Origin of the sequence: uncultured Brachyspira sp. (assembly GCF_944388875.1) — a bacterium.
GTDB lineage: Bacteria > Spirochaetota > Brachyspiria > Brachyspirales > Brachyspiraceae > Brachyspira.
The window spans coordinates 1-26,222 of sequence record NZ_CALXKQ010000011.1 but is presented as its reverse complement, the minus strand read 5'-3'; the positions used below and the strand labels follow the sequence as shown (position 1 = coordinate 26,222).

The window sequence follows — 26,222 nt, the reverse complement described above, 5'->3', positions numbered from 1 at the left end:
TAAAATACCTTCGATTTTATTTATTTTATTGATTTACTTAATATTAAAATGATTCAAAACCATCAGAAGTATCTTTAGAAGTATCAAATGTATTTCCAAATTCATTATCTTTTACAGTTTTAACAGGGGTTGAACTAACAGGTATACTGCTTGCTGGCTTTTCTTCATGATGTTTTTTCAAAGGACTTTTTAATTCTGGTTTTTTAACAGGTGATATAGGTTTGCTTTCATGAACAGCCTTTTTATCTGTAGTAGGAGTTACTGGTGCAGTATCAGATTTTTTATTTTTTTCTACTTTTTGTATGTTCTTTTTAGTATTTGTTCCTCTCAATTTAAAGAATTCCATAGCTCTTACCAATTCTTCAGCTTGTGAGAATAAAGCTTCAGAAGCGGCAGTAGATTCCTCTACTAAAGCAGCGTTCTGCTGAGTAGTCATATCCATTTGAGTAATAGCTATATTAACTTGATCAACCCCAGCCTGCTGTTCCATAGCAGTAGAACTTAAATCCTGCATGATTTTAGCAGTTTCTTCTATTTGAACTCTCAAATTTTGGAATATTTCTTTAGATTCTCTTGCTGTTTCTGTAGCAGCAGCAATTTTTTCTTCAGAATCAGCTACCAAACTTGTAATATCTTTTACTGATGTTTGAGTTGTTTGAGCCAAGTTTCTAACCTCAGAAGCAACAACAGCGAAACCTCTTCCTTGTTCTCCTGCACGTGCAGCTTCAACAGCAGCATTAAGAGCAAGTATATTAGTTTGGAATGCTATATCTTCAATTATTTTAGTAATAGCACTAATTTTAGAACTTGATTCATATACTGCCTCAATATTCTGAGTACTTTCTTCTATGATTCTTCCAGCCTCTTCAATAGCTTTTTTAGAAGTAATCATCATATTATTACCTTCTAAAGTATGTTCAGCAGAAGATTTTATTGTAGAAGCTATCTCTTCCATAGAAGAAGCTGTTTCTTCGAGTCCTGATGCCTGATTTTCAGTTCTATTCGATAAATCTATATTGCCTTGTGCTACCTCATTAGCTGATGCTTTTACTGTATAAGCACTATCATATACTAATCTTACTTTATCATTTAACTGATCTAATACTTCTCCGATAGAAGTTGCTATCTCTCCAAATTCATCTTTTCTTTTATCAAGTCCAACAGGAATAGACCAACTAATATCTCCTTTAGAAAGACTTTTCAAATCAACAGCCAATAGATGAAGTATAGTAGTTATTTTATTTATATAGAATACTATTACTATTGATGCTAAAATAAGTATTGCTATTGTACCTATAATTGCGTATTTTTTCATAGTATTTATATGTGCGAATAACTCATCAGATTCTATACTCATAACAACAGACCATCCTGATATAGGTTCTTTATAAAATGTTGCTATGGAATCTTTGCCATTGAAAGGAGATTTAAACTCATAATATCCAGATTCATTTGCAACTGCATATTGTATATAATCAGCATTTCTTAAAACTTCGCTTCTTACATGCGAAGGAACAGGGTCAGCAATAACCCATCTGTCAGGATCTACAATAAATGGGTGTCCAGTATTTCCAAATTTAACAAGATTTAATTCCTTGTCTATAAAACCAAGCCAATCTATCATTGTTGATATTGCCCCAACTACATTTCCAGATGAGTTTTTTATAGGGGAGAAAATTTTTACTACATATTTATTATTATCAGCAGGAGAAGGATCCACTGTAGGAAGTACTGCAGACTGCCCTGACATAATTTTCTGCCATATTTCCGTTCCGCTAAAATTTCTTGTGCTTGAAGAATTAACTACCTTTCCATCTAAACTATCAGATACAACACTACCATTAGCATCTAATACCACAATACCTTGTATATTACTGTTATTTGCCACAACATTTTTAAGACTTGTTTCAAGAGCAGCCCTACTTTCTGGTGTTCTATCTTGAAGGAATGTTATTAATTGAGGATATCCTCTGCTTATAGCTTCAGATGTAAATATTGACTGTTCTAGCCATACATTTATCATTCTAGAATATACTTTGGTAGTAGATTCAAATCCAAATATGGCAGAACTTCTAATACCTTGAGAACCTATTCTAATAAGAAGTGTAACCAATATAATTGTCATCACTGTAACAAGAAGCATTACGAAAAACGGTATTTTCACCTTCAATGATTGCAATTTTCTCACTTTCAAACTCCAACAAATTATTTACATGAAAAAATATTATTTATAATATTATTCTTATATATAATAACAATATTTTTTACGAAGTCAAGATATATTTCTTACATATTGTATAAATTATCGTGTATTTCATACTTATTTTTTACTTAAATGCATTTATTATATATTAAAAATCTAATTTTTTTTATTTTCTGCTTCACTTTTTCTTATATAGAGAGGTAATAAAGAATGTATATCATCAAATTGCTTATTATCAAATTTATGTTTTGATAAAGAAATTATGTTTGATGCTTTTATGATATTAGCATCATTATCTAATAATTTTATATTGTAATTTTTTAGATTTTCAATAAAAAAATCTTTATTATTGTAAAAACCATCTCCGCATAATGTTATATTTTTACTTGTAGTTTCTATTGAATTAATAATATCTATAAATTCTTTATATGTTAGGTCCATATTTTCTTTTATTTTTTCATTATTATAATATATATTAGCATATATGCTTCCTTTTCTTGCATCTATCATAGATGATTTTATTCCATCATAGTTTTTTATGTTTTCATATAATGCATCTAAACTTGGTATGCCTATTATATGTATGTTTTTGGCATAGCATATAGTTTTTATTGTTGCAAATGCTATTCTAAGGGCTGTAAAAGAACCAGGTCCTATTCCTAATGCTATATATGTTATATCATCCAATGACACATTGTTTTCATCAAGTAATAACTGTATAGAAGGCAGCAATATTTCATTATGGTTTTTTATATTTTGTTTATTATGTTCTATAATTGTATCATCATCTTTTTGAAGAGCTATTGAGAAATTGCTTGATACTGTATCAAATGCTAGTATATTCATGACATTAAATCTAGTACTAAACCTTTAAGCCTCATAACTTTATTTGCTATTGCTATATGATTTTTTTGTTCTTCCATGATTAATGTGTAAAGAGAGTCAAGTTCTTCATTAATTTTGGCAACTACTTTATACTGTCTGCTGCTGTACATTGATCTGCTTCTATTAAATACAGAAACTTCTCTAACTCTGTATGCATCTTTTATTAATTTATCTGTCAATGATCTTATTAAATCTCTAAACCTTTGAAAATCTTTTATATTTGCACTTCTGTCTAAAATATTACCTGCATCATATATTTGTCTTTTTAATTCATCTAATTCATAAGAATACTTTTTTATTTCTTTGTCTTCTTCCAGCATAGCAGCGAATGGAGATGAAGCTACAGATACTTTCATTGATGCTTCAGGCGAGGTCATCAATATGTTGTTTAAATTCATCTCTCTATTCATTCTTTCTTGAACTCTCATTTTTTTTCTCCATAATTTCAAAAGTTATGTTAACTTAAAATATATTATGTTAACTTAACATGAATCAGATAAAATTTCAATATATTATAAATCGTATTTTTATAATTTTGCTTTATTATTTTATTTTTATCTTAATACAATGGATGTTTTACAATTTAATGATAAAATAATGTATTATATGTTGTATTAGGTACGATTTTATAATAAATATATCTTTACAGTAGATAATTAAAATCTATAACCTTTCAAAGAAAATCATAAAAATAAAATACTATAAATGTTTATTAATTTTAGTATAATATTTTATTGCAAAAAAAAATAAAAGATTTATAATTTTTATGTTGGGTTTTTCAATGAAGAAAGAAGAGATTTTGTTAAGATATAATTCAATAAATGAAAATATAAAAAAAATAAAAGAAAAGTATAATATAGGCTATGATATAAATATAATAGCAGTTAGTAAATATTCATCCATTGAAACTATAAAAGAATTTTTGTCATTAAATATAGATTTGCCATTAGCAGAGAGTAAGGCACAGAGTTTAAGAGATAGGGCAGGGGAGATTGCGAATTTAAAAGATAATGTTAAATGGCACTTTATAGGACGCATACAGAGCAATAAAGTAAAATATATAGTAAAATATGCAGATTTGATACAGAGTGTTGATTCTATTGAGATAGCAGAATATATAAATAAAGAAGCTCAAAAAAATAATAAAATACAGGATATATTAATTCAGTTTAATATAAGCGATGAAAATCAAAAAGGCGGATTTATATTAGATGACTATATAAATGTATATAATAATATTATAAAAATGCCTAATATATCATTAAAGGGATTAATGGCAATAGGAAAAGATACAGAAGATACAGTTATTATTGAAGAAGAATTTGAGAAACTTAACATAATATATAAAGATATAAATAAAAAATATAATAATACTTTATCCGTTCTTTCTATGGGTATGTCATCAGATTATGAACTTGCTATAAAGCATGGTTCAAATATGGTTAGGATAGGAAGCAGCTTTTTGGGTAATTCTTGAATATTTTTTATTTTATAATCTAATAGGATTAATATGTCTTTGAATATTGAATCATTAGAAAAATCAATTACAGCTTTAGAAAAATCTATCAATGTATACTATAGCTATAAAACAGACAAAAATTACGATTTGGTTGATACTATATCATCTGGAGTAATACAAAATTTTGAAATAGCCTATGAAAACAGCTGTAAATTAATAAGCAGATGGCTTGATGAAAATGTATCTGCTGATATATCTCATAAAACTACAAGAAAAGGATTATTCAGACTTGCTGGAGAGTATTTTTTAATAGACGATGTAAATATATGGATAGAATTTCATAATGCGAGGAATAATACTTCACATAGATACTCTGGAAAATTATCAAATGAAGTTTTAGAGTATGCATTAAAGTTTCCAAAATATGCGGAATATCTTTTAAATAATTTAATGGAAAGAAAAGAATGATATCTGTACCTGATGATGATATGAAAATAATAAATAAGATTTTATCTGATAATATAGAATATGGTAAAGTTTATGTTTTTGGTTCTAGATATAAACATACTAATAAAAAATTTTCTGATTTGGATTTAGCTGTTGATATAAATAGAAAAATGACTATAAATGAAATTGAAAATTTAAAGTATGATTTTGAAGAAAGTAATTTGACTTACAGAGTTGATATAATAGATTATAATAATATAAGTAATGATTTCAAAAAAATAATAGATTCTGGAAAAGTGATTATTTACAGTAATGTATTATAAAATAGATTTAATTAGCAGTAACAAATATAGTTTTAGGTTTATATATTTTGACTAAGCAATAAAAATATAGTTTTAATATAAAAAATATAAAAAAGAGTTTAATGCTTATGAATATTAACAATGAAATAAAAGAAAAATCTAATGAAACTGTAAAATTATTGATAGAAATGGGATTAAAAATAACATCAGCAGAATCATGTACAGGAGGGCTATTTGCAGCATCAATAACATCAGTAAGCGGTTCATCAGGATGTTTTGAAGGTTCTTTTGTAACATATTCCAATGAAATAAAACATAAAATCATAAATGTCAGAGAAGAAACATTAAAAAAATATGGTGCTGTTAGTGAAGAATGCGTTTTGGAGATGTCAGAAAATAGCAGAAAAATAATGAATAGCGATATTTCAATAGCAATAAGCGGTATAGCAGGACCTTTTGGAGGAAGTGAAGATAAACCAGTAGGTTTGGTATGGATATGTTTGTCAGCAGATGGTTATATAAAGGCTTATAAAAATATATTCAGCGGAAATAGGGATGATGTAAGAGAAAAAAGTGTATGCTTTGCCTTGGATTTGGTTCTAAATTTCATAAAAAAATGTTAGTCTATACTAACATGTACTTGAAAATAGTAAATTTAATAAAAAAATGTAAAAAGTCAATCAATAAAGTCTAAAATATTATGTTTACTCCTTGACAAAAATAATTATGTAAACTAATATTCATAAAAAAGATAAATTAATTATGTAACCTTTATATAAACATAATTTTTTTATAAAGTAAACATAACTATAACCGATAAATTCTAAAGATAACTTTTATTAGGTGGTATTCTAATGCAGGACTTTATAAATAAATTGACAAGTCAAATAAAAAATATTTTTGCTAAAACAACAACATTACAAAAAGCAATTTTAATTGGTGTTTTAGTTATAGGGCTTGGTGCAATAATAGCTACAATAATGCTGACATCAAGAAGAACAGGAACATTACTATTTCAGAATGCTTTAACTCAAGAGGATGCCAGAAATGTTATAGCAGTTTTGGATGCTAATAACATAAAATACCAGTACAGAAATGGCTTCATAACTCTTAATAATTTAAATGATAAAGCTAGAGCAGAATTAGAATTAGTAAAAGAGGGAAGAATGCCTACAGGAGTAGACGGATGGGAATTATTTGATGCTCCTCGTATTGGTATAACAGATGTTGAACTTGATATAAACAAAAGAAGATCATTAACTAAAGCTATTACTCAGCTTTTAACTAAATTAGATTTTGTTCAGGAAGCTACAGTTGATTTGGCCTTCCCAAAGAAGGAATACTTAACAGATATAGATTCTCCAGTAACCGCTTCAGTAGTTATTAGGGCTCAGCCTTTCAAAGAAGATGTTTTAAGAGATCCTAAAACAGTTAGAGGATTACAGCAATTAATAGCTATGGGTGTTGATAAATTAAAACCAGAGTTTGTTACAATAACAGACAGTACTGGTTATGTATTAACTGACTTTACAGATGAAGCTGCAAACTTGAAATTAAAAGTTGCTCAGGAAGAGTTAAAAATAGTTGACAGAGAAAGAAAAAAGATAGAAAATAAAATAAGACAGACATTAGGAAGAATATATACTAACAGAGTAGAAACAACAATAGCATTAGAACTTATTTGGGATGATGTTAGTATAACAAATAATTTAGTTCTTCCAATAATATTAAAAGAAGATGATCCTACAACACCTTATGATGACAGTCAATTTACTAATAAGGTTCAAGTATCAAGCCGTACAGTAACAGAAGACTGGAAAGGACAGCAATTTATACCTCAAGGTGCTGCAGGAGCAGAAGAGAATGTACCTCCTGGATATAAAGATAAAAGCGACAGATGGCAGACATATACAAAAACTGATGCTCAGGACAATTATGAATTAAGCAAAAGATATGAAGCTATCAAAAAAGGAAGTTATCAAATAGGAAAAATATCAGCTGCTGTTGCTTTAGATGGAAGATGGACAAAAGTTTATGATGTTAATGGGGACCCTGTAATTACTAACGGTAACAGTTATGTAAGAGAATATCACCCAGTAACAACAGAAGAAATAAATAACGTTACATCTTTGGTACAGGCTGCTATTGGCTATGATTTGAAAAGAGGCGACCAAGTAAGTGTAACACATATTCAGTTTGACCATTGGGACAGATTCAATGCTGAAGATGCTAAACTTATGCGTGATAGATTTATAAAGAAAACTTTGATAATAACAATGATTTCTTTACTAATATTGTTTGTATTGGCATTGGCAATAAGAGCTATACAGAAAGAACTTGCTAGAAGACGCAGACTTAGAGAAGAAGAGCTTGAACGCAAACAAATGGAAATGCGCAGACAGGCTATGATGAATGCTAATGAAGAGCCTATAAGCGAGATGAGTTTGGAAGATGCGGCACGTAAGAAACTTATGGACGAAGTTATACGTGTAAGCCATGAAAGACCTGAAGATGTAGCACAGTTGTTGCGTACTTGGATGGCTGATGATAAGAGTTAAAATATAAATTGAGTTATAAATAAAAAATAATTAGGAGTAAGATTATGCCTGCAGAGAAAGAAAAAGATAAAAAGCAACGTGTTTTAAGCGGACGTCAAAAAGTTGCTATATTTCTAGTATCACTTGGTATGGAAACATCCAGTGAAATATTCAAACACTTACGTGAGGAAGAAATAGAGCAAATAACATTTGACATTGCTAGACTTGAAAATATAGAAGCAGCCGATAAGGATGCAGTATTCAGAGAATTCCAAGAGATGATGATAGCTCAGGATTTTATAACTCAAGGCGGTATAGATTATGCAAGAGATTTGCTTGAAAGATCTGTAGGAAGTCAGAAAGCAAGCGATATAATCAACAGATTAACATCTTCATTACAGGTTAGACCTTTTGATTTTATACGCCGTACAGACCCAGCACACTTACTTAACTTCATACAAGGTGAACACCCTCAAACTATAGCACTTATTTTGGCTTATTTAGAGGCACAAAAGGCAGCAAGTATATTAGGAGCTTTGCCTACAGAAATACAGCCTGATGTAGCTAAACGTATTGCTATAATGGACAGAACATCGCCTGAGGTACTAAGAGAGGTTGAAAGGGTACTTGAAAGAAAACTTTCTACTCTTGCCAGTGAAGACTTTACTTCTGCTGGAGGTATTGACTCTATAGTAGAAATCATTAATAGTGTTGATAGATCCACAGAAAAAAGTATTATTGAGAGCTTGGAAGAGGATGATCCTGAACTTGCAGAAGAGATTAAGAAACGTATGTTTGTATTTGAAGATATCGTTTTACTTGATGACAGAGCTATACAGAAAGTACTTCGTGAGGTTGACTCAAGCGACTTAGCAAAAGCACTTAAGAGTGTTGATACGGATGCTCAGGATAAAGTTTATAGAAACATGTCCAAACGTGCTGCTGCATTACTTAAAGAGGATATGGACTTTATGGGACCTGTTCGTCTTAAAGACGTTGAGGAAGCTCAGCAAAAAATCGTTAATATCATACGTAAGCTTGAAGAACAAGGCGATATTGTTGTTGCCCGTGCTGGTGAAGATGAAATGGTTGTTTGATGTTAACTATATATGTTTGATTATTAATTAGGAGTTTTAATTATGCCGGAAAAGGTTTTTAAATCCAAAAGTATTGTAGAACTTACTCAAAAAGTAAATATTGCTGTACCGCATCATAAATCTCAGGAAGAATTGGATTATGAGGAAGCACAGGAAGAATATAAAGGTCCTTCCATTGAAGAGATTGAAGCAGAGATTGCAGGACTTAGAGCTCAATGGGAAGATGATTTAAGAGATATGAGAAGAAAGGCTGTTGATGAGGCAGAAAGAATAATTGAAGATGCTAAGACACAGGCTTTTGAGATATTTAAATCTAAACAAAATGAGGCACATGTTATTTCTGAACAGGCTAAGGTTGATGCTTCCAGAATAATACAGAATGCCAATGCAGAAAAAGAAAAGATACAAAGCGAATCAGAATCTATAAAAGATGCTGCTTATAAAGAAGGTTATGCTAAAGGATATGATGAAGGATTTGAAAAGTCTTTTTCTGACAGCAATAATGATTTGATTAAATTAACAGAGAAAATGAAAAAAATACTTGCTGAAACTATTAATAAAAGAAATGAAATAATAGATGCAGCAGAGGCACAGGTTATTGAAGTGTCTGTACTTATAGCTAAGCGTGTTGTAAAAATGCTTACAGAAAGAGATAAAGGAATAGTTATAAGGAATATTCAGGAGGCTTTAAGAAGAATTAAAGGCAGAACAAAAATCACTATTAGAGTTAATATTGATGATTTGGAAGTTTCTGCTAGGCATAAAGATGAGTTTTATCAAATGCTTGATAAAATTGAAGGTGTAACAGTTCTTGAAGACCCTAATGTTGATGTAGGCGGATGTATGATAGAAACAGACTTCGGCGATATTGATGCTAGAATAAATACTCAGTTAAATGAAATTGAAACAGCAATTAAAGAAGTTGAGCCTATAAAAGGTTTCTAATAATTAATATTTATTATAGGGTTTAATTTATGATAAAAGAAGAGAATGTAGATTTTAATAAAGAAGTAAAAAAAACATTTGAAAAATATAGAAAAGTTGTAGATGATATTGCTTTGTTAAAATCTTACGGAAAAGTTAAAGAGGTTATAGGTTCACTGGTTATCAGCGAAGGACCTTTCTGTAAACTTGGCGATATGTGCCGTATATATATGAATGATAATTCCTATGTTGATGCTGAGGCTATAGGTTTTAGAAATCAGGATATACTTTTGGCTACTTACGGACCTGTAAATGGAATAACTTTCGGAAACATGGTATATTCTTTTGATAAGCCTTTATCAGTTATGTGCTGCGATGAAATATTAGGAACAGTACTTGATGCTAGAGGCAAACCTCTTGCTGGAGGCGGACATAATTTTTATGAAACCCCTGTTCCTGTTTCTCATTCATCTGTAAACCCTATGAACAGACCTAGAATAAACAAGCATATACAAACTGGTGTGAGAGCTATTGACGGACTTCTTACAGTAGGACAAGGTCAGCGTATGGCTATAATGAGCGGTACTGGTGTCGGTAAGTCTACGCTTTTATCTATGATAGCAAGAAATACTAATGCTGATATTAATGTTATAGCATTGATTGGTGAGAGAAGAAGAGAGGTAAGAGATTTTATAGAGAGGGATCTTGGAGAAGAGGGATTAAAGAGAAGTATATTGGTAGTTGCCACAAGCGATGATGCCCCGCTTCTGAGAGTACGTGCTGCTTATACTGCTACTACTATAGCTGAATATTTTAGAGATAAAGGCAAAAATGTTATGTTTATGGTTGATTCTGTAACACGTTTTGCTTTGGCTCAAAGAGAGATTGGGCTTTCAAGAGGCGAACCTCCTACTACCAGAGGATATACTCCGAGCGTATTTTCAGAGCTTGCTAAATTATTGGAAAGAACAGGTACTTCTAATAAAGGAACTATTACAGCATTCTATAATGTATTGGTGGAAGGGGATGATTTGGATGAACCTATCACTGATACAGTAAGAGGTATATTAGACGGTCATATTGTTTTATCGAGAGATTTGGCTAACAGAGGTCATTTCCCTGCTATTGATGTTAATAAAAGCATATCGAGAATTATGACTGAGATTGTTTCTAATATGCATAAAAAGGCGGCTAGAGAATTTTTAAAGATGAGTGCTGATTATAATGAGGCTAAAGAACTTATAATGATTGGAGGTTATGCTAAGGGAAGCATGCCTGATGTTGATAGGGCTATTGATTATAAGCCTATGATGGACAGATATTTGCAGCAGGATGTATATGAAGTTTCAAGTTTTGCTGACAGTAAAGAGGCTCTTCTATCTATGTTCTATTCGCAGGAAGAGATAGAAGAGGATTTAGTAAACAGCGGAGATGTAAAAAAAGCAGATGACAGAGTAAATATTTCCGACAATGTAGAGTATGCTAATAATGATGTTATATTGTAAAACTATAAGTAATTGTTGGTAATATTATGAAGAGATTTAATTTTAAACTTGAGCCTTTATATAAACTTAGAAAAAATATAGAGAAGAAAAGACAGGCTGAGGTAGCTGAGGTTTCTGCTGAATATAATAAAGAGAGAGATGGAAAAGAAAGCTGCTTATTAAAGATAGATGACGGAATAAAGTATGTTGATAATATGGAAAATAGTGATGAAATGCTTTCTATGAGTATATATTTAGGTGAGTATATAAATGCTTTAAACTCACAGATAGCGATACATGAAGATAATATGGCAGAAATTAGTATAGAACTTAGAAAAAGACAGGAAATTTTACAAGAGGCTTCAAGGCAGAGAAGGGCAGTTGAACTTTTAAAAGAGAAGAAATTATTAGAATATAAGAAAATGATGAATAAAGAAGAACAGGCTAAACTGGATGAATGGAAGAAAGAGTATGTTTCCAGTGATGCTTATGAATATTAAAGTATAAATAAAGAGGATGTTATTTATGATAGAATCTGTACAAAGAATACAAGCAAGAATAGGGGAGATTCAGGAAACTTTTAATAAACTTGGTTTTGCTCCTATTAATACTCAGCTTCCTGTAAAGCCTTTTGCTGAACATTTAAATGAAGCTATGGCAAGCAGTAAAAATAAAGTTAATAATGTAGATTTAGATGGTTCTATTGTTAATGGCAGTAATAAAAAACTAGATAATGGTAAGGTGATAGACAGCGAAGGGTTTAATGGTAAAATTTCATTTGGAGTATATGATGATTCTACAAATAATTTTGCTAAGGCTCTTAATGCTTATAAAAAGGCTTCTGCAGCTAATTTCCCTACTAAATATGATGATATAATAAAGGAAGCTGCAGAAAAATATTCTTTGCCTGAAAATTTGATTAAGGCAGTTATAAAACAGGAATCAAATTATGTACCCGATGCTGTTAGTCATAAGGGTGCTGTCGGTTTGATGCAGATAATGCCGCAAACTGGCGTTGGTTTAGGCATCACAGATAAAGAAATGCTTAAAGATCCATATACTAATATTATGGCTGGAAGCAGATATTTATCTCAAATGTTAAACAGATATGATGGAAGACTTGATTTGTCATTATCAGCTTATAATGCAGGTCCTGCTTTAGTTGATAGACTTCAAAGAATTCCTAATATTGAAGAAACTAAAAATTATGTTAAAAATATTATAGGATACATAAAATAGAGTTAACATAATAAAATATTTATATGTTTGCTTGACTTTTTTATTCTGTAATTTTATAATGTTTTACAAATCGCCCGCTTAGCTCAGCAGGTAGAGCATCACCATGGTAAGGTGAGGGTCATCGGTTCAATCCCGATAGCGGGCTTTTGTTCACAAAAAAAATATCATATATTATAAAAGAGGATTTATGAGAATAAAACTTCTAGCGGTTATGGTATTATTTTTAATGACCGTATCGCTTTCATACACTTTCGATAAAACTCCGTATTATGTAAACACAGAAACTTATGACTCATACAGAGAGTTATTAAGAGGGGTGCATTATTATAATCAAGAACGTTATGATGCTGCTATAGCTAGTTTTAGGAACTCTCTTAATACAAATCCTACTGATAAGTTTATAAGATATTGGTACAGCAAGTCTTTATATAAAGCAGGATATATGTCTTTGGCTGTTAATGAATGGCTTAATATTGCAAGAATGGGATATGAGGATCCTATTGTACTTTCTAAGATTAATAAATATGATTCTGCTAATATGACAGAAACTAAAGATGAAGTACTTAGTAATTTTATTTATTTAAAAGCTTTTTCTACTAATGCAAATTTCTTAAAAAATATTAATCAGCCTATACAGGTTGAGGTAATGTCTGACGGAACTTTGTATGTACTTGATTACAGTGATTCTTCTTTAAAGAGATTTGATATAAATGGAAATATGATTAGTAAAATTTCTCATGGAAAAAGATTAGAAACTCCTCAGACAAGCTGGTGGAGAAAAGCTTTGCAGTTTATAGCTAGAGTTTATCCTTATGAAAAACTTGAAAATCCTAGAGGTTTTACTATAGACAGAAACGGAAATATTTATATAGCTAATACAAAAAGAGATAAGATATTTAAATATGACTCTAATGGCAGTTATATAACTAATATAGGTGTATCTGGGGTTAGCAATGGTCAGATTTTAGGACCTTCTTCTGTTGTAATTGATAATGAAGGAAATTTATATGTTTCTGATACTGGAAACAATAGGGTAGCTGTATTTGATATTGATGGTAATTTTTTATATAATTTTGGAAGACTTGGAGAGAATGAGGGAGAGTTCTTTTCACCTGCTGGTATTGTAGTTAATAATGAAAATATATATGTTGCTGATATGGGCAATAAAAGAATACAGAAATTTGATTTAAGCGGAAATTATGTAGAAACTATAAGACATGAAATGTTTAATGAGCCTAGGGGGCTTTCTTTTGCTTCTGACGGAAATTTATATATAGCTGATGGAAATAGAGTTTTTTATTATGATATAAATTCTAAGAATTTTACACTATTTAATAACTCTGAAAGATATACAGCTACGCCTACTTATGTATCAGAAGGACCTAATGGTGATATATATCTTACTGATTTTATGTCTGGAAGGGTAGATGTTTATACTAGAAAAGAAGAGTATTACGCTAACTTAGATGTATTTGTAGATAGAGAATATTTAAATAGATTTCCTGTTGTAGTAGCTTCTGTTACTGTAAGAGATAGACTTACTAATCCAGTAGTAGGATTAACAGCTGAAAATTTCTTTGTTACAGAGAATGGAACTGTTGATTTGAAAGCAGGATTATACGATGCTCCTGAACTTCATGAATATAGATTTATATATTTGATAGAGGACAGTGCAGCGGCAAGACCTTATGAAGCTAGAATGAAAGAGGAGATAAGCAATTTTACAAGAAGCTTAACTAATAATGATGAAGTTCTTGTCATACATTATAATGATCAGGTTTATAAGTCTGACAATTATGATGCTAGAAATTTGAGAATACTTGAAAATGCCAATACTTTCCATTTTACTGGCGGAATATCTGCATTGGATGATGCTTATTATGAAGCTGTAAGACTTGCAGGAAATAGCTTTAAGAAAACAGCTATTATACACTTTACAGTAAGCAGTCCTGACGACAGAGTATTTGATATGATGAACTTTAATGATATTGCAAGCTTTGCTAAAAATAATGCTGTATCATTGAATCAAGTTTATATCGGTACTAATAAATCTAATTATTTCTTAGATTTAATGACTCAGAATACTTACGGTTATATTATAAATGCTGATTTGTCTATAGATTATACTGGTGAACTTAATAGAATGAAGAATATTGATTTTGGAAGATATTTTATATATTATAATAGTTTTAGAAATATATCTCAGTCTGGGCAGTTTAGAGGTCTTAATATTAGGGTTCAGTATAGGGATATGTATGGAGAAGAAGAATCAGGATATGTGATACCATAATAAAAGTTTATAATAAAATAAAAGGCTTTTCATATTATGAGAAGCCTTTTTTATTAAATTAATTAGTTATATTTATATAATTTAAAAATACTTGAGAAGATTAAATATAATATTTTATATGTTGTATAATTTATTATTTTATTGTATAAATATATACTCTTTACTTCTTAGTATACTTCTTGACTTAGTGCTTTTCAGCAAAGCCGCATCATATTTTTAATTATTAAATAGTTTTAAAATAAGTATATTGTATAATAAATTTTTTTTGCTTCTTTATAATATTTTTATATAGTTGGTAGAGTAGGTTAGTTAATACAATTATAAATAAAATTAGTTTTAAAATTGTAAAGTTTATAAAGATAAAAATGACTATAAATGAAATTGAAAATTTAAAGTATATGATTTATAGAGCTGACATATATATTATAATAATATAAGTAATGATTAAAAAACAATAGATGCTAACAATTACATTATTTATACCAGTATTTTATTATATATTATACAAAAATATAACTGTATAAAATAATACTAAAAAATATTATTAAAACATAAAACATATTTAATCATAACTAATAAATATTAACATTATTGAAAGCGTCTTGGTCTTTCTATTGTTATTAAATAATCCCAAACATAGTAAAATATAGTATCTTTTGTAGTAAAGTTTTCTACAGCTTCATCTTTTTTTAGTTTTACCATAGCATTAGAGAAAGCCTCATCTTTTTCTAATTCTTCTATTTTTAATGATAATTCATCAGTATGTTCTTTTACTTTAGACATAAGTTCTACAGGCAAATTTCTTTCATAGTCTTTGCTAGTTAAAGTTTCAAGTGCGTATTCTATCTTATCTGGTGTAATCCTAGATGATATTTCTTGTTCTTTCTGTACTTCTGTATTAAGAGTATTTTCAGTCCAAGTATTAAACTCATTAATCCATTCTTTATACATATTACCGTATTTATCAGATTCTAAAGTATAATCATTTCTAATATCATTAGGCAATATATTCAAGAAATTTTTATATCTTTTTTCCATAGCGTATATAGAACCGCCGTCATTTTTGCATGATATTATAATCGTTGTTAAACTTAATATTAAAAGTATTATTTTTTTCATTAATTGTATACCCATAATTTTTATTTGTTTATTAATGATAGATTATACTATAATATATAAAAAACTTCAATTACCAATAAAAATTATTAGCATATATATGCCGTACACTTAACAACTTTAAGGATTAAAAATGTAAAATTCTAGTATATATTGGTATTATGTTAGTTATGTTTTTTATTGTTTGGCTTATTATTAATTATAATAATAAAGTATAAAAAAATAACATGTATAAGTTAACATAATATACATTATCGGAACATATATTTTTTGTTTTTTATATACCATTATATATCTATATATATAGCCTTTTATTTATATTATACTATAATATTTATATTTTCTATATTATAATTATAAATAACTCTAATTAAGTTAATCTTATATATGCTTATAAATATTAATATATATAAGTATTTAATTGTTCTTTGAAATTCTTAATATTATAGTTAATATTAATTTATATTCATAAGAATATATAATAGTACCGATATCAAAATATATTATTAATATGACAATAAATATAACAAAAATAATTAAAAAATCAAAGTTTACATAAGAAAAAATTATGATAATTAGTAAAAATTCTTTATTTTTTTGAAAATTTTTCTATATACAGAAATTTAAGCATAATAGAACCCTTGACATATATATTAACATAATATAGAATTATGTTAATATACTATATTCACGGAGTTTTTATGTCTATCCTATATCTTGTACTAATATTCGTTGTACCTACTGCTATTGTCGGAATTACTAGAATAATAGATAAGAAAAAAAATCCTTATGGAAACGATTTGAACGATTTATTTGCTGAAGAAAAGGCCGCTATTGAGGGTATTGTTGAAGAAAAAATATCTGAAGTTAGGGATAATGCCATAGATTTGGAAATAGCTGTTAAAAAAGCAGGATTTATAAGCAAATCTATGGAAGAAGATTTAGCTAAATTAAATAAAAGAATAGAATCATATAAAGACTATAAAGCTGCTGTATCACAGTATCAGGAGCAGGTTGATTCTCTTGAAGAGGCATATCTTGAAATACTTAATAAAGTAGATACTGTATTAAAAGAGCGTAATACCATAGAAAAAACATATAAAAGAATATCTGATGTCAAATCTAAAATGACAGAATTAGAAAAAAATGTAGGTTCTATACAGGACAAACTTATAGAATCTTATAATTCTAAATTAAATGAGTTTGAAAGCGAACTTTATAAGAGATTTGATGCTCTTACTACTAATCTTTTAGCAAGAGATGCCCATTACAGTACTATGGCAGAACAGGAAAAAGAAAAAATATCTGCTCTTACAGAGGAATTCAAACTTCATGTTGCTAAAAAAGAAGAATTATTTACAAATCAGCTTACTCAGCTTGCTGAAAGAACAGCCCGTCATAATATAGAACAATTAGCTGAACTATTTGAGAAAGGAAGAGATGAACTTATTAATAAATATTCATCATTTGCTGATGAAATCGATATAAAATCTAAAGATATAGAAAACCGTTATGAAACTTTAAGTCAGTCTAAAGACGGATTAGAAACAGAATTAAACAATTTAAGAGATACTATACATGACAGATTGAACTCTATAACAGAATCAAGCGTATTAGAGTTCAAAGATGAGATGGAAAAAACAAAAGAGATGCTCTACTCTACCCTAAAAGAAGGACTTGAAAAAATAACTCAGGACAGAGAAGAGTTCTTAGATTCTATAGAACAGAAAGCACATTCTTTAGAAAAATCTATAGATGATATAAAAGATAAGGCTGATTATATAAGTCAGGATTATGCTGAAAAAGCTCATCAGTTAGAAAATGAGTTCACTTCATTGAAAGATGATATTAATAACAGATTTATAGCTGAAGTTGAAAATTTCTCTAATCATATAAGAAATATACTTGAAAATGAAGATGATGGAGTTATAACTCTTTACAGAAATAAAACTAAAGAACTTAATGACTTGATCATATCTATAGACGGCATGAGTGAAGAAACTATGCTTAAAGCTGAGAGCAGATTTGATGATATAGTTAATGATATCAATAAATTAAAAGATGATATATTGGCAAGAGCTCAGGATGATATGGAGTATTCTATAGATAATGCCAGAAGTTCTTTAATAGCTGAAATCAATGAGCTTAGAAATGATGTAGAAACAGAAACTAATCTTTTAAGAGATAAAATAGATGAAACTCATTATCAAACTTCTGAGATAATATCTATACTTAATAATAAACAGGAAGAAATACTAGATTCTTTAAGTTTGCAAAAAGAGTATTTATATAAAGATTTAGAAGCTCAGGCAAATGATAAAGTAAGAGAACTTGATAGTTTATTCGGCACTATAAAAAATGAATTAGAAGAAAATATAGATACTTATATCAAAAATACGGCTCATGATTTAGGTGCTATGGATGAAAAATTATCAAGCTTAAAAGAACAGTATGACAGAGCTTCATCTGATATAGATACTTTAAGTAAAGAAACAGAAAATAATATAAAAGAAAATATAGAAAAACGTTTAGAAATATTAGAAAAATCATCAACTGAGATAAACGGATTAGTAAGCAGAGCTAATGAAAGATTAGATACTGGAATGAAAGATGCTGAAGATAAAATAGACGGTATCAAGAAAGAATTGTCAGAATACAGCGAAGCTTATATAGATAGTTTGAAAAAGCATTTAAAAGATGTTTTGGATAATTATGAACAAACAAAAATGAAAGCTATAACAGACAGTATTGATTCTGTACTTAATCAAGTTGATGAAAGCGAAAAAAGACATGATGCTTTTATAAACGATATGGAAAACTCTTTGGATGAGTTTAAAAATAAAATAGATAATGTTATAGATGAAAATATAAGAATCAATGACAAAAACAAAAATGAAGTAGTTGATATGCTTCATAATGAACTTCGCCAGGCTACAGAATCTTTTGACAATCTTTTAAATGAAAAAAGAGATAGCATGAGCAAAATAAAAGATGAAATAGAAGATATTATGCATAGAGTTGAAAGCGGAAAAGATGCTTTTGAACGTACTATAAATAAAGTTTATGAGAATGCTGAAGATAAAGAAAAAGAGTTGATGTCTGATATTGAAGATAAGTATAACTCTTTAGGAAAGAGAATAGATGGAGTACTCGATGAAAGAAGAGCTGATTTAAATGCTATAAGTGCCGAGTATCATGCTATGCTTGAAAAGTATTCAAATGATTTAAAAGATGATTATGAGGAATTAAAACATCATGCTTCTTTAATGACTGATGAATATAAAATTCGTATAGAGAATTTGGGTGAGAGAATAAGTCAGATAATTGATAATGCTAATAATATGCAGTCTGTTATTGATGAAAAAACTGGCGTAATGGATTCTTATATAGAAGATAAAAAGAAAGCACTTGATAAAAGATGTGAAGATATATTTGCCAATGTAGAAGAAGATACTTTCAAAAAATTAGACGAGCTTAGAACATTAATTGACGGTGCTATAGACAGATATAAAGAAGAAATAAAAGAGATAGAAACTTACAGACTTGAAGAGAACCAAAATATAATAGAGGATATTGAAAATATTGGTGCTGGAATAAGAAGAGATTATGAACAGTATACTAATATGCTTGAAGACCTCTACAATAATGAAAAATCTTCTTTAAATGATTATGCTGAAGAATTAAAAAATGAGATTGAGGCTGCTAGAGAAATATCTGAAGCTAAACATCTTAATAATGAAGCCAATTATATAGATGAATATTTAAGCAAAACATCATCAAAAATAGATGAAGAAGTTAATAGCTTAAATGAAAATTTAAATGACTCATTCAATACTTTATATAAAGGCTTCTCTTATATATTAGCCAATATAAGAAGAGATAATGATGAGAAAGCATTAAAATCTATAGAGGATATAAAAGAGCATGCTGAAAAAGTTATATCTGAAGCTGCTTTGGAAGTTAGAGATAGTATTGGATTAACATTAGAAGATTTGAGAAATGAGTTTATATCATTGAAAGATAATGTTGATGATAAATTAAGAGAACAGGCTGACAGATTAATCTCTAACAATGAAAATGTACTTGCTATATTGGATGAGCATAATGACAGATTAGAGCAAGTGAGAGATATTGCCTGCATAATAGAAAATGTTAAAGATGTATTATCTAGTGAGATAGAAGATTTAAAATCAAGAATATTAGATGATAAAGAAGAATTTAATAATATAATAGATGATATAAAATCTTCTATAATTGACAGAGAAGAATTAATAGAACTTCAAAACAGTGAGAAGGAATTACTAAAAAATCAAATAGATGATTTAAAAGAAGAATTTGAATTATTCAAAGATCAGATATTAAGAACAAATGAAGTAGAGATACCTGCCCTATTTGATGAAGAAAAAGAAAAAATAGAAAATATGTTTGATGAGTTTAGTAAAAACCTTCTTATTAGACTTGCTGACAGTGAAAGCGATATACATTACATTAAAGACATTTTATCTGAAGAGAGAAATCATTTAATATCTCAGGTAGAACTTTTGAGAAATGATGTTGATGCTATAAAAGATGACAATACTATTGAAGTTTTATCAGAAGAAAAAGCTGTATTAGAAAATTCTTTGAATCTTTTGAAAGATGATTTTGGAAGAATTATAGATTTAGAAAAAGACTTTATTAATCTAAAAAACAGAATGGAAGGTATTGATTCTGGTTTAAAAGATGATGTTAAAGATTTGTCTGAAAAATTAAAAGGATTTAAAGAAAATTTAGAAGATAAAATAGAAAAAGATTCTGACAGTATATATAGAGATTTAGAAACTCTTAATAGAAACTTTGATACAGTAAGAGAGAGTTTATTAGATTCTATAAATAAAACTTCCATAATAGAAGATAGAATAACAAGAGAAAGAAATACTATAGATTCTGTAATAGACAGCATCAAAAATAACATGTCTAGCCTTTTGAATAAGAATGAAGCTAAAGAAATGTTAAATGATGAAAAAGAGAGATTAGATTCTATATTTAATAATTTAGCTTCAAATAATGAAGAGTTCAAAGACAGACTTGAAAAAAGAATATCTTATTTTGAGGATATGTGGTCTGACAATACTAGAATAAAAAGTATATATGCTTCTGATATAAGAGAAGAAGTTGAAAACATAAGAAAAGAAGCTGATATTAAATTTGATAATCATATAGCACAGCTTAAAAAACAAATGGATAAAATAGAGCAGGAAATATATGATTGGAAAAACAGTAATTTGAATGATTTGCTTTCTCAGTTGGATGAAGCTAAAAAAGGTATAGAAAGCTTTATAGAGGGATCTGAAGGCAAGAAAAATCAATTCCTTATTGATATGCTAAGTACTATAGAGAATAAAGAAAATGAAATATACTCACGTATAGATGAAAGAATATTAGAAGCAGAAAAGAAACTTTCTACTATAGATGAAAAATTAAATAATGCTATAGGAACTAGTTTAGAGGATATACATAATAGAATAAATGAATCCGTAGAAAAATATAATGAAGAGATAAAAAGAATAGAGCATCATAGAGCGAATGAAACAGAAGAGCTTATATCTGATATTGAAGATTTAGGAAACAGTATACGCGAGGATTATGAAGAATATTCATTGATGATAGATAAGATATATGAGGATGCTGTTGCTGAACTTGAAACTCATCTTGAAAATATAAAAAGTGAGATAGAAAGAGCAAGAGAAGAATCAGAAAATAAACATCTAACTAATGAAAAAAATTATATAGATGAATATTTAAAAGAGTACTCTTCTAAAGTTGAAGAACAAGTTAATGATAAATTAAATATATTAAGCGAAAGCAAAGTTCAGTTAGATGATATGATAAAAGAATCATTCAGCACATTGAATTCTAATTTGAATGAGGCTGTTAATAGATTTAATGAAGATGCTAATAATAGAGTAACTTCTGTTATTGAGAGATTGGAGAGAGAAGCTGCTGTTAAATTATTTAATGATCAGAAATATATGTCTGAATTAGAGGATCAATTAAGAGCTATCAGTGTAAAAATAGATAATGAGCTTTATAATATTTCTTCTAAACTAGATACAGAAATTACTGATATTAAATCTCAATATAAAGATTTAAGTACTGATTTTGATGAAGCATTGGATATGATAAAAGGCTCTTTGCTTGAAAGAGATGAATTGCTTGAATTACAAAATTCTGAAAAAGAATTATTATCAGAACAAATGGATTCATTGAAAACAGAATTTGTTTCATTTAGAGATGAATTATTAAAATCAAATGAAGAGGATATACCTGCCCTATTTGAAAAAGAAAAAGAGAAAATAGAGGATATGTTTGATGAATTAAGCTATAATCTTTTAGAGAGAGTAAATAATTCTGAGAAGGATATAAATAATGTTAAGGATGCCATATCTGAAAATAAATCAGCTCTTTTAGAAAAGATTGATGATTTGCAGTCAGAGATAAGTTCTGTAAAAGATAATACAATAGCTCAGTTAGTATTTGAGAAGCAGTCATTAGAGGATTCTTTCAATACAATAAAATCAGATTTTTCTAAATTAGGAGAATTGGAAGATACTATTTATCAATTAAGAGATAATATTGAAGAAGATGTTAAGAATTTATACAGTAAATTTGAAAACAAATATGATGTATTAACAGAAGATATTGACGGAATCAGAAATAATATAAAAGATTCTATAGAAAAATCATCAGAATTGGAAGATAATATACTTAGAGAAAAAGAAGAATTGGAAAGTAAATTATCCTCTATAAGAGAAAATTTATCTAATGTATTAGGCAGCAATGAAAATATTGAGGGTCTATTCAAAGAAGAAGTTAAAAAGATAAATGAACTATTTGGTGATTTTAGAACTGACAATATAGAGTTCAGAAACAGATTAGAAAAGAGAATGGATTACTTTGAAGATATATGGTCTGACAGCGGTAGAATCAGAGAATTATATGCTTCAGATTTAAGAGAAGAATTAGAGAGTATAAAATCAGAAACAGAAGTAAAATTAGATAATTACTTTAATGACTTTAATAGCAAAGTAGAATCTATAAGCAGCGGTTTATCTAATTGGAAAGAAGAGCAGATTTTAGATTTCAAATCAAAATTAGATAATATTAATACGGATATATTAAGTTGGAAAGACGGACATATAAATGATCTTCTATCACAGTTGGAAGAAGCTAAAAATAGCATAAACAGCTATTTAGAATCTTCAGAAGATAAAAAAGAAGAGATATTATCAGATATACTTTCTAAGATAGAAGAAAAAGAAAATTCCATATATAAAAAAATAGATTCCAAAATAGAAGATATGGAAAACAGATTATCTGATGTAGATGCTAAAGTATCAGATGATATAGCAAGAGGTTTGGAAGAGGTACATGATATAATCAATAAAGCTGTATCTAAATATGATGAGGATATAAAAAATATAGAGCATCTCAGAGCTGAAGAAGGAAGCAAATTATTAGATGATATACAGTCAGGCTACAATTATTATTCTAATTTGATAAACTCAACATATAAAGACTCATTATCTTCTTTATCAGATTATACTAACAGAATAAAAGCAGAGATAGAGAAAGCAAGAGAAGAATCAGAAAATAAGCATGTTGCCAATGAGAAAAATTATATAGATGAATATTTAAAAGAGTATTCTCAAAAATTAGATGATAAAATAGCTGAGAGAATTAATATATTAAATGAAAGCAAAACTCAGTTAGATGATATGATAAAAGAATCATTTAATACATTAAACTCTAATTTAAATGATGCTGTAGCTAAATTCAATAAAGAAGCAGATATGAGAATAAATGAAGCTGTTTCAAGATTAGAAGAAGAAGCATCAGATAAATTATTCAATTACAAAGAATATATGGCTGAGTTGGAAACACATTTAAGCTCTATTAATTCTAAAATAGATAATGAGATATATAATATTAATTCAAAATTTGACTCAGAAGTATCAGATATAAGAAATAAATATAAAGAATTAACTATAGATTTTGAAGATGCTTTAGATATAGTAAAAAGTTCTATATTAGATAGAGATGAATTAATAGAACTTCAGAAAACTGAAAAAGAATTATTATCTTCAAAAATAGATGAATTAAAAACAGACTTTGATAATTTCAAAGAAGAAGTTTTAATCTCAAACAAAGAGGACATACCTACCCTATTTGAAGAAGAGAAGCAAAAGATAGAAAAAGCATTTGAAGATTTCACTAATGATCTATTGTACAGAGTAAATACTTCAGAGAGCGATATTAATTATTTGAAAGATTTAATATCCGATGATAAATTATCATTACTTGAAAAAATAGATGCTTTAAGAATAGAAGTTGATAATTTGAAAGAAGATGATACAGTTGCTCAATTAGTATCGGAAAAACAGGCATTGGAAGATTCATTTAATTCACTAAAAAATGATTTTTCTAAATTAGAAGATTTGGAAAATAGCTTAAATGAATTAAAAAATACTGATAAGTTTGAAGAGCTTGAGAATAGAGTAAAAGATAATATAAGCTATAATATTGAAGTATTAAATAGAGATATGGACTCTATTAGAAACAGCATATCTAAATCTATGGATAAGTCATCAGAATTGGAAGATAATATACTTAGAGAAAAAGAAGAATTAGAAAATAAATTATCTTCTATAAGAGAAAATTTATCTAATGTATTAGGTAAAAATGAGAGTATGGAGAATTTATTTACAGAAGAAGTGAATAAATTGGATGAGCTTTTCAATAATTTCAAAACGGATAATGCAGAGTTCAAAGACAGATTAGAAAAACGCATAACTTATTTTGAGGACACTTGGTCTGATAGTTCTAAAATAAGAAACTTATATGCTGCTGAAATGAGAAATGAATTAGAGGAAGTTCAAAAAGAAACAGAAGCTAAATTTGCTGATTATCTAAATGATTTAACTAATAAAATATTATCTATGAATGATGATATATCAAGCTGGAAAGAGAGCAATATCAATGAGTTATTATCTAAATTAGAAGAAGCTAAGAATAGTATAAACAGCTATTTAGAATCTTCAGAAGACAAAAAAGAAGAGATATTCTCAGATATACTTTCTAAAATAGAAGAAAAAGAAAACTCTATATATGAAAAAATAGATTCCAAAATAGAAGATATAGAAAACAGATTATCCGATGCAGACACTAAAATATCAGATGATATGGCAAGAGGTTTGGAAGAGGTACATGATATAATCAATAAAGCTGTATCTAAATATGATGAAGAGATAAAAAATATAGAACATGTTAGAGCTGAAGAAGGAAATAAATTATTGGAAGATATAAAATCAGGATATGATTATTATTCTAATTTGATAGATTCAGCATACAAAAATTCATTATCTTCTTTATCAGATTATACTAACAAAATAAAAGAAGAAATAGAGAAAGCAAGAGAGGAATCAGAAAATAAACATTTATCTAATGAGAAAAATTATATAGATGAATATTTAAAAGAATATTCTCAAAAATTAGATGACAGAATGGCTGAGAAAATCAATATATTGGATGACACTAAAACTCAGTTGGATGAGATGATAAAAGATTCATTTAATACATTGAATGTTAATTTGAATAATGCTATATCTAAATTTGATGAAGAATCAAATAATAAGATAAATGACGTAGTTGCCAAATTGGAAAAAGAATCATCAGACAGATTATTTGATTATAAAGAGTATATAGCAGAATTAGAAATGCATTTAAGCTCTATTAATTCTAAAATAGATAATGAAATATATAATATTAATTCAAAATTAGATTCAGAAATAGCTGATGTTAAAGATAAATATAAAGAATTGAGTACTGATTTTGAAGATGTATTAGATATGTCAAGCGATGTAAATTACTTGAAAGATTTAATGTCTGAAGATAAATCATTATTATTAGAAAAAATAGATAACTTAACTGAAGAAGTAGATAATTTGAAAGAAGATGATACTGTTTCTCAGTTAGTATTGGAAAGACAGGCATTAGAAGATTCATTTAATTCACTTAAAAATGATTTCTCTAAATTAGAAGATTTGGAAAATAGTTTAAATGATTTAAAGAACAGCATGAACTATGTTGATATATTATCAGATAAGTTTGAAGAGCTTGAAACTAAAGTAAAAGATGATATAGAGAAAAGTGTCAATTATAATATAGAATTATTGAATAATGACATTAGTACTATAAAAG

15 protein-coding genes, 1 tRNA gene and 1 pseudogene are annotated in these 26,222 nt (G+C 28.1%); 13 read left to right on the top strand and 4 right to left on the bottom strand.

What is annotated here, in order from left to right; all coding sequences use genetic code 11:
- Window positions 1-43: 43 nt before the first annotated feature.
- The 3 genes from Q0J69_RS08015 to Q0J69_RS08005 form a co-directional block, all read right to left on the bottom strand.
- Complete coding sequence (locus tag Q0J69_RS08015; RefSeq protein WP_297205946.1) at window positions 44-2,188, bottom strand: methyl-accepting chemotaxis protein; 2,145 nt, start codon at window positions 2,186-2,188, stop codon at window positions 44-46.
- A 171-nt stretch (window positions 2,189-2,359) separates the two neighbouring features.
- Window positions 2,360-3,049, bottom strand: a complete 690-nt coding sequence (gene tsaB, locus Q0J69_RS08010) for a tRNA (adenosine(37)-N6)-threonylcarbamoyltransferase complex dimerization subunit type 1 TsaB (protein WP_297205943.1) — start codon at window positions 3,047-3,049, stop codon at window positions 2,360-2,362.
- A complete protein-coding gene (locus tag Q0J69_RS08005) occupies window positions 3,046-3,516 on the bottom strand; it encodes a YaaR family protein (protein WP_297205940.1) in 471 nt (156 codons plus the stop codon). Before Q0J69_RS08005 ends, tsaB begins: the two co-directional genes overlap by 4 nt.
- 353 nt (window positions 3,517-3,869) lie before the next feature.
- Here Q0J69_RS08005 and Q0J69_RS08000 point away from each other — a divergent pair, with 353 nt between their 5' ends.
- From Q0J69_RS08000 to Q0J69_RS07945, 12 genes are all read left to right on the top strand, one after another.
- Complete coding sequence (locus Q0J69_RS08000; RefSeq protein ID WP_297205937.1) at window positions 3,870-4,565, top strand: YggS family pyridoxal phosphate-dependent enzyme; 696 nt, start codon at window positions 3,870-3,872, stop codon at window positions 4,563-4,565.
- A 33-nt stretch (window positions 4,566-4,598) separates the two neighbouring features.
- Window positions 4,599-5,015, top strand: a complete 417-nt coding sequence (locus Q0J69_RS07995; RefSeq protein WP_297205934.1) for an HI0074 family nucleotidyltransferase substrate-binding subunit — start codon at window positions 4,599-4,601, stop codon at window positions 5,013-5,015.
- Window positions 5,012-5,317, top strand: a complete 306-nt coding sequence (locus Q0J69_RS07990; protein ID WP_297205930.1) for a nucleotidyltransferase domain-containing protein — start codon at window positions 5,012-5,014, stop codon at window positions 5,315-5,317. Before Q0J69_RS07995 ends, Q0J69_RS07990 begins: the two co-directional genes overlap by 4 nt.
- Before the next feature lie 107 nt (window positions 5,318-5,424).
- On the top strand, window positions 5,425-5,919 hold the full coding sequence (locus Q0J69_RS07985) for a CinA family protein (protein WP_297205927.1): 495 nt from the start codon (window positions 5,425-5,427) through the stop codon (window positions 5,917-5,919).
- 231 nt (window positions 5,920-6,150) lie between these two features.
- Complete coding sequence (gene fliF / locus Q0J69_RS07980; RefSeq protein WP_297205924.1) at window positions 6,151-7,854, top strand: flagellar basal-body MS-ring/collar protein FliF; 1,704 nt, start codon at window positions 6,151-6,153, stop codon at window positions 7,852-7,854.
- A 44-nt stretch (window positions 7,855-7,898) separates the two neighbouring features.
- The gene (gene fliG / locus Q0J69_RS07975) at window positions 7,899-8,930 is read left to right on the top strand and encodes a flagellar motor switch protein FliG (RefSeq protein WP_028328554.1); all 1,032 of its coding nucleotides are present in this window, start codon (window positions 7,899-7,901) and stop codon (window positions 8,928-8,930) included.
- A gap of 42 nt (window positions 8,931-8,972) precedes the next feature.
- The gene (fliH, locus tag Q0J69_RS07970) at window positions 8,973-9,875 is read left to right on the top strand and encodes a flagellar assembly protein FliH (RefSeq protein WP_297205919.1); all 903 of its coding nucleotides are present in this window, start codon (window positions 8,973-8,975) and stop codon (window positions 9,873-9,875) included.
- A gap of 29 nt (window positions 9,876-9,904) precedes the next feature.
- Window positions 9,905-11,359, top strand: coding sequence for a FliI/YscN family ATPase (locus Q0J69_RS07965; RefSeq protein ID WP_297205917.1), 1,455 nt, complete (start codon window positions 9,905-9,907; stop codon window positions 11,357-11,359).
- A gap of 26 nt (window positions 11,360-11,385) precedes the next feature.
- Entirely contained in the window at window positions 11,386-11,838 is a 453-nt protein-coding gene (locus Q0J69_RS07960; protein ID WP_297205915.1) for a flagellar FliJ family protein, read from the top strand.
- Window positions 11,839-11,863: 25 nt separating this feature from the next.
- On the top strand, window positions 11,864-12,577 hold the full coding sequence (locus Q0J69_RS07955) for a lytic transglycosylase domain-containing protein (protein ID WP_297205912.1): 714 nt from the start codon (window positions 11,864-11,866) through the stop codon (window positions 12,575-12,577).
- Between the two features lie 72 nt (window positions 12,578-12,649).
- Window positions 12,650-12,722 (top strand) — tRNA-Thr (locus tag Q0J69_RS07950).
- A gap of 42 nt (window positions 12,723-12,764) precedes the next feature.
- Window positions 12,765-14,867 (top strand): 6-bladed beta-propeller, encoded by a 2,103-nt coding sequence (locus Q0J69_RS07945; protein WP_297205910.1) that lies wholly within the window; start codon window positions 12,765-12,767, stop codon window positions 14,865-14,867.
- A 588-nt stretch (window positions 14,868-15,455) separates the two neighbouring features.
- Here Q0J69_RS07945 and Q0J69_RS07940 read toward each other — a convergent pair.
- Entirely contained in the window at window positions 15,456-15,986 is a 531-nt protein-coding gene (locus Q0J69_RS07940) for a hypothetical protein (protein WP_297205908.1), read from the bottom strand.
- 698 nt (window positions 15,987-16,684) lie between these two features.
- Here Q0J69_RS07940 and Q0J69_RS07935 point away from each other — a divergent pair.
- Window positions 16,685-26,222 (top strand): annotated as a pseudogene (locus tag Q0J69_RS07935) (hypothetical protein); the annotation flags it as partial.